Below are 9,940 nucleotides of genomic sequence, written 5' to 3' on the forward strand. Positions count from 1 at the left end.
TCAGAGACAGGGGCAGGTGGCCATCGAGGGGGCGGGGCTGAACGCTTCCAATATCGACCGTTTCGACCTGATCACCCGCAGTGCTCGGCTCAATGCCGAGCTGCATGCCAATGAGCTGAATATCGTCACGGGGCGCAACCTGGTGGAGGCCGGGAGCCTGTCCGCCACGGCCAAGCCGGCGACGGGTGACGAGCCGCCGCTGCTGGCCATCGACAGCTCGGCGCTGGGCGGCATGTATGCCGGCGCGATACGCCTGGTGGGCACCGAGGCGGGTGTCGGGGTCAAGCTGGACGGGCGGATGGCGGCCAGCGCGGGGGATATCCATATCGACAGCAGCGGGCGGCTGCGGCTGAACCAGGTCGATGCGCAGCGCGACCTGCGTATCGTGGCGCCGGAGGTGGAGCTGGCGGGCAACGTCCAGGTCGCTGGCCAGGCGGACATCCATGGTGGCGCATCGCTCAGTAACCGGCGGGAGCTGACGGCGGGCAGCGCTATCGCCCTGAGCGGCGGGGCGGTGCTCAACCAGGGGCGTATCGAGGCCGGGGGTGAGCTGGGCATCGAGGCGCGGTCCCTGGGTAACAGCGGTACCCTGGGTTCCAGTGAAAACCTGCAGGTCGCCTTGAGCGAGGGCCTCGACAATCGCAGTGGCACCGTCAGTGCCGGCAAGGATGTCAGTGTCCAGGCCGCGACGCTGGATAACCGCCAGGGGAAGGTCGCCGCCAGGCGGGCGCTGGAAGTGAAGGCCGGTGGGCTGGATAACCGCCAGGGTGAACTGCTCGCCACGGGTGAGTTGCGCCTGTCGGCGGGGCAGGTGGACAACGCCGCGGGGCGTATCGCCAGCGGTGGGGCCCTGACGGCGCGCCTGGAGGGGCTGGACCAGCAGGGCGGCGAACTGGTGGCCGAAGGCACGCTGGAACTGAGCGGCGAGCGGCTGGACAACCGTGGCGGCCTGCTGGCGGCCAACGGCGATCTCGATCTCGATGTAAAGGCCATCGACAACCGTGGCGGCGAGCTGTCCAGCCAGGCGAAGGCCACTGTCACCAGTGAGTCGTTGGACAACAGTGCGGCTGGGCAACTGCTGGGCAACACCCTGCAATTGACCGCCGAGCGCATCCGCAACGACAACCAGGGGCTGATCCAGGCCTTGCAGGGTGCCCAACTCAACGGCGGCCAACTGGATAACGCCGGCGGCAGCTTGAGTACGGGCAACCTGCTGGCCATTGCCCTGAGCGGGAAGTTGAACAACGCAGGCGGCCTGATCGGCAGCGAAGGCCGCCTGGAGCTGTCGGCGGGGGCTCTCGACAACAGCGCTGGTGTCCTGTCCAGCGCCGCCGCGGCGAATATCCAGAGCGCGGGGGCGCTGCTCAACCAGGGCGGTGCCATCGTCACCGATGCCGGGCTGCTGCTGCGCAGTGCCAGCCTGGGCAACCGAGAGGGCCGTATCGAAAGCCGCCAGGGCGCGGAGATCGGCACCGGCGCCTTCGATAACCAGGCTGGTCGCCTGGTCAGTACGGACACCCTGGTGCTGAAGGCCGGCCAGCTCGATAACAGCGGCGGCACCCTGGCCAGCAGCGGCCCACTGAGCGCCCGCCTGACAAGCCTGAGCCAAGAGGGCGGTCGGCTGAGCAGCGGCACGACGCTGAGCCTGGACCTGGCCGGTGGCGCACTGAACAACGACAACGCCCTGCTCAACGCCCCTGGCGCCTTGCTGCTGACGAATATCGGTACGGTGAGCAACCGTGGCGGTGAAATCTCCAGCCAAAAAGCCTTTACCCTGGCGGCCCGGAGCCTGGACAACACGGGCGGCAAGGTCCTGAGCAACCAGGCGTTGAGCCTGCGTATCCAGCGGCACCTGGCCAACCTCGAGGGGCTGGTGTCCGCCCAGGGGCTGGATATCCAGGCCGCCAGCCTGGCCAACGGCGAAGGCCGGGTGGCCAGCCGAGGCGAGCTGCTCGCGGTTATCGACCAGGTTGACCAGCAGAACGGCGAACTGGTCGCCGAAGGATCGTTGACCCTGAGCGGTACCCAACTGGACAACCGTGGCGGCCTGCTGGCGGCCAACGGTGCTCTCGACCTCGCTGTGCAGGCCATCGACAACCGTGGCGGCGAACTGTCCAGCCAGGCGAAGGCCACTGTCACCAGTGAGTCGTTGGACAACAGTGGCGGCGAATTGCTGGCCGCGCACTTGCAACTGACCGCTGGGCGTATCCTCAACCAGGGCGGTGGCCTGATCCATGGCTGGCAGTCGTCGAGCCTGGAAGGGGCGTACCTGGATAACCGTGGCGGCACCCTGGCCAGCGACGAGCGCCTGGCTATCGTGCTGGCGGCGGCGGGTGGGGCGGACGGGCAACTGGACAATACGCAGGGCCGCTTGCTCAGCGAAGGCCTGTTGAGCCTGAGCGCCGCGAGCATCGGCAATGCCCAGGGGCGTATCGCCAGCGAGGGCGACCTGCGTATCGAGGCCGCTGGCCTGCTGTCCAACCCGCGCGGCGAAGTGTTCAGCGCGGGCGGGCTGTCGCTGAGTGCGGGCAGCCTGGATAACGCCCACGGCCTGATCGAGAGCGACGGCGATGCCCAGTTGGCGACGGGGGCGTTCGACAACGCCGCGGGGCAACTGGTCAGTACCGGTACGCTGCGGCTCGAGGCGGGGCAGGTCGGCAATGTCGCTGGCCGTATCGCCAGCAACGGGCCACTGACGGCCCGCCTCGAGGGCCTGGCCCAGGCCGGCGGCCAACTGTTCAGCAACAGCGCCCTGAGCCTGGACCTGGCCGGTGGCGCACTGAACAACGACGATGCCCTGCTCAATGCTCCCGGCGCCTTGCTGCTGACGAATATCGGTGCGGTCAGTAACAAAGGCGGGGAAATCTCCAGCCAGCAGGCCTTTACCCTGGCCGCGCAAAGCCTGGACAACACGGGCGGCAAGGTCCTGAGCAACCAGGCGCTGAGCCTGCGTATCCAGCAGTACCTGGCCAACCTCGAGGGCCTGGTGTCCGCCCAGGGGCTGGATATCCAGGCCGCCAGCCTGGGCAACGAACAGGGGCGGGTGGCCAGTCGCGGCGACCTGCTGGCGGCGATCGGCACGCTGCAGCAGCGTGGCGGCGAGTTCGTCGCCAGTGGCGACCTGACCCTCACCGGCGAGCGCCTGGACAACCAGGGCGGCCTGCTGGCGGCCAATGGCGATCTCGACCTGGCGGTGGCGGCCATCGACAACCAGGACGGCGAGATTTCCACCCAGGGCGCCGCACGGCTCAGCGGCGAGCGCCTGGACAACGGCGCGGACGGCACCCTGCTGGCCCGCCACCTGCAACTGACGGTGGCGCGGGTGCTCAACCAGGGGCTGCTGCAGGGCCGCGACAGCCTGCGCCTGGACGGTGCGCGGCTGGACAACCAGGGCGGTACCCTGGCCAGCGATAAATCCTTGGTGATCGCATTGGCGGCCATCCAGGGCGATGCCGGGCTGGATGGCCGGCTGCTCAACAACGCCGGCCTGCTGACCAGCGAAGGCAGCCTGACGCTGAGCGCCGGCCGGCTCGACAACAGCGGCGGCAGCCTGTCCAGCGCCGGCGCGCTGCAAGCGCTCCTCGGCGGTGCGCTGCTCAACCAGGGCGGCGCCATCGTCAGCGACGCCGGGCTGCTGCTGCGCAGCGCCAGCTTGGACAACCGCCAGGGCAACCTCTCGGCGCAACAGGGCGTGCAGGTCGATACCGGCGCCTTCGACAATAGCCAAGGCCGCCTGGTCGGTGCCGGCGGCCTGGCGCTGACTGCCGGGCAGACCACCAACAGCGACGGGCGTATCGCCAGCAACGGCCCACTGGCGGCCCACCTCGAGGGCCTGGACCAGGCCGGCGGCGAACTGTTCAGCAACAGCACCCTGAGCCTGGACCTGGCCGGTGGCGCACTGAACAACGACGATGGCCTGCTCAATGCTCCCGGCGCCTTGCTGCTGACGAATATCGGTGCGGTCAGTAACAAAGGTGGGGAAATCTCCAGCCAGCAGGCCTTTACCCTGGCCGCGCAAAGCCTGGACAACACGGGCGGCAAGCTGCTGAGCAACCAGGCGCTGAGCCTGCGTGTGCAACGGCACCTGGATAACCTCAAGGGCCTGGTCTCGGCCCAGGGCCTGGATATCCAGGCCGCCAGCCTGGGCAATGGCCAGGGCCGCATCGTCAGCCGGGGTGAGCTGCGGGCGAACGTCGGCAGCCTTGAGCAGCAGGGCGGCGAGCTGATCGCGGTCGGCTCGCTGGCCCTCACCGGAGACAGCCTGGACAACCAGGGCGGCCTGCTGGCGGCCAATGGCGATCTCGACCTGGATATCACCACCATCGACAACCGCGGCGGCGAGATTTCCACCCAGGCCACGGCGCGCCTCGCAGGCGCCCGCCTGGACAATAGCCAGGCCGGCCGCCTGCTGGCCAGCCAATTGCAACTGACCCTCGCGCGCGTGCTCAACCAGGAGCAGGGGCTGCTGCACGGCACCGACAGCCTGCGCCTGGACGGCGCGCGGCTGGACAACCAGGGCGGCACCCTGGCCAGCGACACATCCCTGGTGATCGCGCTGACGGCGGTCCAGGGCGATGCCGAGCTGGATGGCCGGCTGCTCAATAACGCCGGCCTGCTGAGCAGCGAAGGCACTCTGGGCCTGACTGCCAGCCGCCTCGACAATACCGCCGGCAGCCTCTCCAGCGCCGCTGCGCTGCAAGCGCTCCTCGGCGGCGCGCTGCTCAACCAGGGCGGCGCCATCGTCAGCGACGCCGGGCTGCTGCTGCGCAGCGCCAGCCTGGACAACCGCCAGGGCAATCTCTCGGCGAAACAGGCCGCCCAGGTGCGGACCGGCGCCTTCGACAACACCCAGGGCCGGCTGACCAGCGCCGCCGGCCTGGAGTTGAGCGCCGCGCAGGTCAGCAATACCTCCGGGCGTATCGCCAGCAGCGAGCGACTGAGCGCCACCCTCGAGGGCCTGGACCAGGCTGGCGGCGAGCTGTTCAGCAACACCAGCCTGAGCCTGGACCTGGCCGGCGGCGCACTGAACAACGACGATGGCCTGCTCAACGCCCCCGGCGCGTTGTTGCTGAGCAATATCGGTGCAGTCAGCAACCGGGGCGGGGAAATCTCCAGCCAGCAGGCCTTCAGCCTGGCTACCAGCCGCCTGGACAACCGCGCCGGCAAGCTGGTCAGCGGTGGTGCGCTGGGCCTGGCCGTGGCGGGAGCCCTGGACAACGCCGCCGGCGCGATCAGCGCCACCGGCCTGACGCTGACGGCGCAGCGCCTGGACAACAGCGGCGGGGCGCTGCTGCGCAGCCGCGACCGGCTCGAATTGAACGTGGCCGAGGCGTTGAATAACACCGCCGGCGAACTGATCGCCGATGGCGACCTGCAGTTGCAGGCCGGCAGCCTCGACAACAGCGCCGGCCTGCTCGCCAGCAAGGGCGACCTGCAGGCGCGGGTCGCCGTGCTGGTGCAGCGCCAGGGCGAACTGATCGCCCAGGGCAGCCTGTACCTGGCCGGGCAAACGCTGGACAACCAGCAGGGCCTGCTGGCGGCCAATACGGCGATCGAGCTGCAAGTCGATGCAATCGACAACCGCCAGGGCGAGATCAGCACCCAGGGCCAGGCGCGGCTGACCGGGCAACGGCTGGACAACGGCAGCGGCGGCACCTTGCTGGCCCGCCAGTTGCAACTGACGCTCGGGCGCGTGCTCAACCAGGACCAGGGCCTGTTGTATGGCCGCGACAGCCTGCGCCTGGACGGCGCGCGGCTGGACAACCAGGGTGGCACCCTGGCCAGCGACCAATCCCTGGTGATCGCGCTGACGGCGGTCCAGGGCGATGCCGAGCTGGATGGTCGGCTGCTCAACAACGCCGGCCTGCTCAGCAGCGAAGGCAGCCTGGGCCTGGCTGCCAGCCGTCTCGACAATACCGCCGGCAGCCTCTCCAGCGCCGCTGCGCTGCAAGCGCTCCTCGGCGGCGCGCTGCTCAACCAGGGCGGCGCCATCGTCAGCGACGCCGGGCTGCTGCTGCGCAGCGCCAGCCTGGACAACCGCCAGGGCAACCTCTCGGCGAAACAGGCCGCCCAGGTACAGACCGGCGCCTTCGACAACACCCAGGGCCGGCTGACCAGCGCCGCCGGCCTGGAGTTGAGCGCCGCGCAGGTCAGCAATACCTCCGGGCGTATCGCCAGCAGCCAGCGACTGAGCGCCACCCTCGAGGGCCTGGACCAGGCTGGCGGCGAGCTGTTCAGCAACACCAGCCTGAGCCTGGACCTGGCCGGCGGCGCGCTGAACAACGACGATGGCCTGCTCAACGCCCCTGGTGCCTTGCTGCTGACGAATATCGGCGCGCTCAGCAACAAAGGCGGGGAAATCTCCAGCCAGCAGGCCTTTACCCTGGCCGCGCAAAGCCTGGACAACAGCAGCGGCAAGATCCTCAGCAACCAGCTACTGACCCTGCGCATCCAGCAGCACCTGAACAACCTCGCCGGCCTGCTGGCGGGCCGTAGCCTGGATGCCCGTTCCGCGACCCTGAACAACCAGGGCGGCACCTTGCTCGGGCGCGAAGACCTCGACCTGGCGCTGAGCGGTGCGCTGGACAACCGCACGGGCGGGGTACTCCAGGCCGGGCGCGCGCTGCGCCTGAACAGCGGCGCACTGGACAACCGTGGCGGCTACCTGCTGGGCGGCAGCCTGCTCGATATACAGGCCGGGGCCATCGACAACCGTGCCGGCGGCCTGCTCAACAGCCAGGGCGAACTGCTGCTCGACGCCTCATCGCTGGACGCGGGGGACGGCGGCGAAGTCTCGGCGAAGGGCGCCATGCACCTGGCGCTGGGCGGCCTGAAACTGAACGGCGGGCGCCTGCTGGGCGAAGCGGCGGTCGCCCTCGACCTGCGCCAGGGCAGCCTGGACAACCAGGGCGGGCTGCTGCTGGCCAGCGGCCCATTGAGCCTGGCCAAGCTGGGCCACCTGGATAACCGCGGCGGGGAAATCTCCAGCCGCCAGGGTTTCGCGCTGGCCGCCACGACTATCGACAACCGCGCTGGCCGGCTGATCGGCAATGGGCGCCTGGACGTGACGGCGGGCAGCCTGAACAACCAGGGCGGCCTGCTCTCCGGGCTGCTCGGCCTGGGCCTGACGGGCGGCAGCCTGGACAACCGCAACCTCGGCACGTTGTCCAGCCGCGACGGCAGCCTGCTGGTCAACCTCAGCGGCGGCCTGCTCAACCGCGGCGAAGGCGCACTGGTCGGCAACACCGGCCTGGATATCCGCGCCGCGACCCTCGACAACAGCGACAAGGGCATCCTCTCCAGCGGTGCCGGGCAGTCCCTGCGGGTCGCCGGCACACTGGACAACCGGCAGGGACAGATCGACGCCCAGGGTGCGCTCGAGATCAGCGCACAACGGCTGGATAACCGCGCCGGACGCCTGGTCGCCAACGGCGGCCTGCAACTGACGGCCACGGCCCTGGACAACCAGGCCGGCACCCTCAGCAGTGGCGGCACCACCAGCCTGGAGCTGAGCGCGGGCCTGGACAACCGCCAGGGCCAACTGGCCAGCACTGGCGCCCTGGTGATCCGTGCCGGCGGTGCGCTGGACAACCGCGGCGGCACCCTGGCCAGCCAGGCCGGCCTGAGCCTGACCAGCGCCAGCCTGGACAACTCCACCCAAGGCACCCTGGCGGCCAGCGGCGCCCTCGGCCTCAGCAGCGGCGGGCACCTGAGCAACGCCGGCGACGGCCTGATCTACAGCCGCAATGGCCGCATCGACCTCGACGCGGCCAGCCTCGACAACCAGGGCGGTACCATCCAGGGGCAGGCTGGCCTGGGCGTGCGCCTCGACGGCGGCCTGCTCAACGGCGGCGGCACGCTGCTGGGCAGCGCGGGCGATGTCTCGGTGGTCGCCCGCGACCTCGACAACCGCGCCGGCGTACTGGCCAGCCTGTCCGGCTGGGTACGGGCACGGTTGTCCGGCTGGCTGCGCAACGAAGGCGCCAGCACGGCCCTGGCCGGGCTGATCCAGGGCCGGCAACTGGAACTGAACGCCAGCGGCAACCTCGGCAACGCCCACGGGCGCATCGAGGCCTGGGGCGGCGACGCCAGCCTGGCCGCCGCCGATGTCGATAACCAGGCCGGCACCCTGTATGCCCAGGGCGCCCTGACGCTGAGTGCCGGCAGCCTCGACAACCGTGGCGGAGTGGTGGGCGCCGCTGGCATCGACTTCGGCCTGCGTGGCGCACTGCGCAACGCCCAGGGCCTGCTGGAAAGCGCCGGCAGCCTGGCCATCCGTAGCGCCAGCCTGGACAACCAGGGCGGCCAACTGCGCGCCCTCGGCACCAGCGGCGAGACCCGGCTGACCGTCGCCGGCCTGTTCGACAACCGCGCCGGCGTGCTGGAAAGCGCCAACCACGGCCTGGCCCTGGCCATCGGCAGCCTGGGCAACCAGGGCGGCGCGCTGCGCCATGCCGGCAGCGGCGAATTCGCCCTCGACCTGGCGCGCCTGGCCGAAGGCGGCGGGGAAATCATCAGCCTGGGCGGGCTGACCCTCTCCGCCGACACCTGGCATAACGACAACGTCCTGCAGGCCGGGCGCCTGACCCTGGATATCGGCACCTTCAGCCAGGGCGCGACGGGGCAATTGCTGGCCCGCGACAGCCTGCTCGGCAAGGGCGGCAACTGGAGCAACGACGGCCTGCTGGCCAGCGATGGCACGCTCAGCCTCGAGTTGAGCGGCCGCTATGGCGGCACGGGCCAGTTGAGCAGCCTGGGCGACCTGACCCTGGCCGCGGCCACCCTCGAACTGCCGGAGGCCGCGCGCATCAGCGGCGGCGGCCTGACCCGCGTCAGCGCCAGCACACTGCTGGAGAACCACGGGCGCCTCACCTCGGCGGGCGACCTGCAACTGCGCGCCGCCACCCTGAACAACCACGGCACCCTCGGCGGCTCCGGCACCCTGGCGCTGTATGCCCCCAACCTGCTCAACGAAAACGGCCTGATCTTCAGCGGCGAGGATATGGGGCTGTATGTGGATACCTTCGTTAATAGGTATGCGGATGTTTACAGCTTGGGGAACCTGTCCATATCCAAGAACGAGAGTAATGCCCGTTCTACTCTTTTAGAGAATCGCTCCGCAACGATTGAGAGTGGCGGAGATATGACGATAAGGTCCGATAAGCTGGAGAATCGGAGTGATGTGTTTACGTTGGGGCGTAAGCTGGTGTCGGGTAACATTGCCAAGGAGTGCGACGACTGTAAGGGAGACCATTATTACGTTTACTACACTGCTACTGAAGTTTTCGAGGGCGTTGCAGATGAGGGTTCTCCCTCGGCTTACCTGTCGGCTGGTCGAAGCCTGCTGTTTCAAGGTGGAAATTTAAATAACCTGCAAAGTGTCATTTCGGCCGGGGCTGATATAAATGTTTCGGCTGAAGTTTTCAGCAACCAAGGTGCGCTGAATGGAACAATTGAGCGGGTTCGTAGGTTTTATACTGGTCGTCGAACTGATGGGGATATTTATCGCTATGATAGCGGTCAAATGCGGCCTTATAATTTAAATAATAATCCCGATTATATGGAGTATATTTTCTATGGCGGTATGGTCGGCTGGCCGCTTTGGGATGAAAATCCTTACTACGATCCAGATAATCTTCTTGAGCTACCTGAGGTGCTCTTTACATTCAATCTGGTCAGCGATGTCGAGATTGTTACATCTGGTAGTACCTCCAATGCGGCAGTCGTTCAAGCTGGCGGCAACGTCGTCATCAACGCCACCCAGAGCCTGGAAAACAGCGTCATACTTGAAAGCGCTACCGTTCAGGGAGGCGCTAACCGCACCGCTGCAACCAATGGCACTGGCACTGGTAAAAGTCTGGTCGTTGTCCTCAATTCCCAACTCCCCCCCGACCTCTCCCAGCAACAGGTCAACCCCCTGACCCTGCCCGGCTTTACCCTG

The 9,940-nt window shown here is 68.1% G+C and carries 1 pseudogene; it reads left to right on the plus strand.

Annotation, left to right across the window (positions count from 1 at the left end):
* Positions 1 to 9,940: pseudogene (locus DNJ95_RS18730) on the plus strand (hypothetical protein); the annotation flags it as partial.

Origin of the sequence: Stutzerimonas kirkiae, from assembly GCF_004327335.1 — a bacterium.
GTDB classification, from domain to species: domain Bacteria; phylum Pseudomonadota; class Gammaproteobacteria; order Pseudomonadales; family Pseudomonadaceae; genus Stutzerimonas; species Stutzerimonas kirkiae.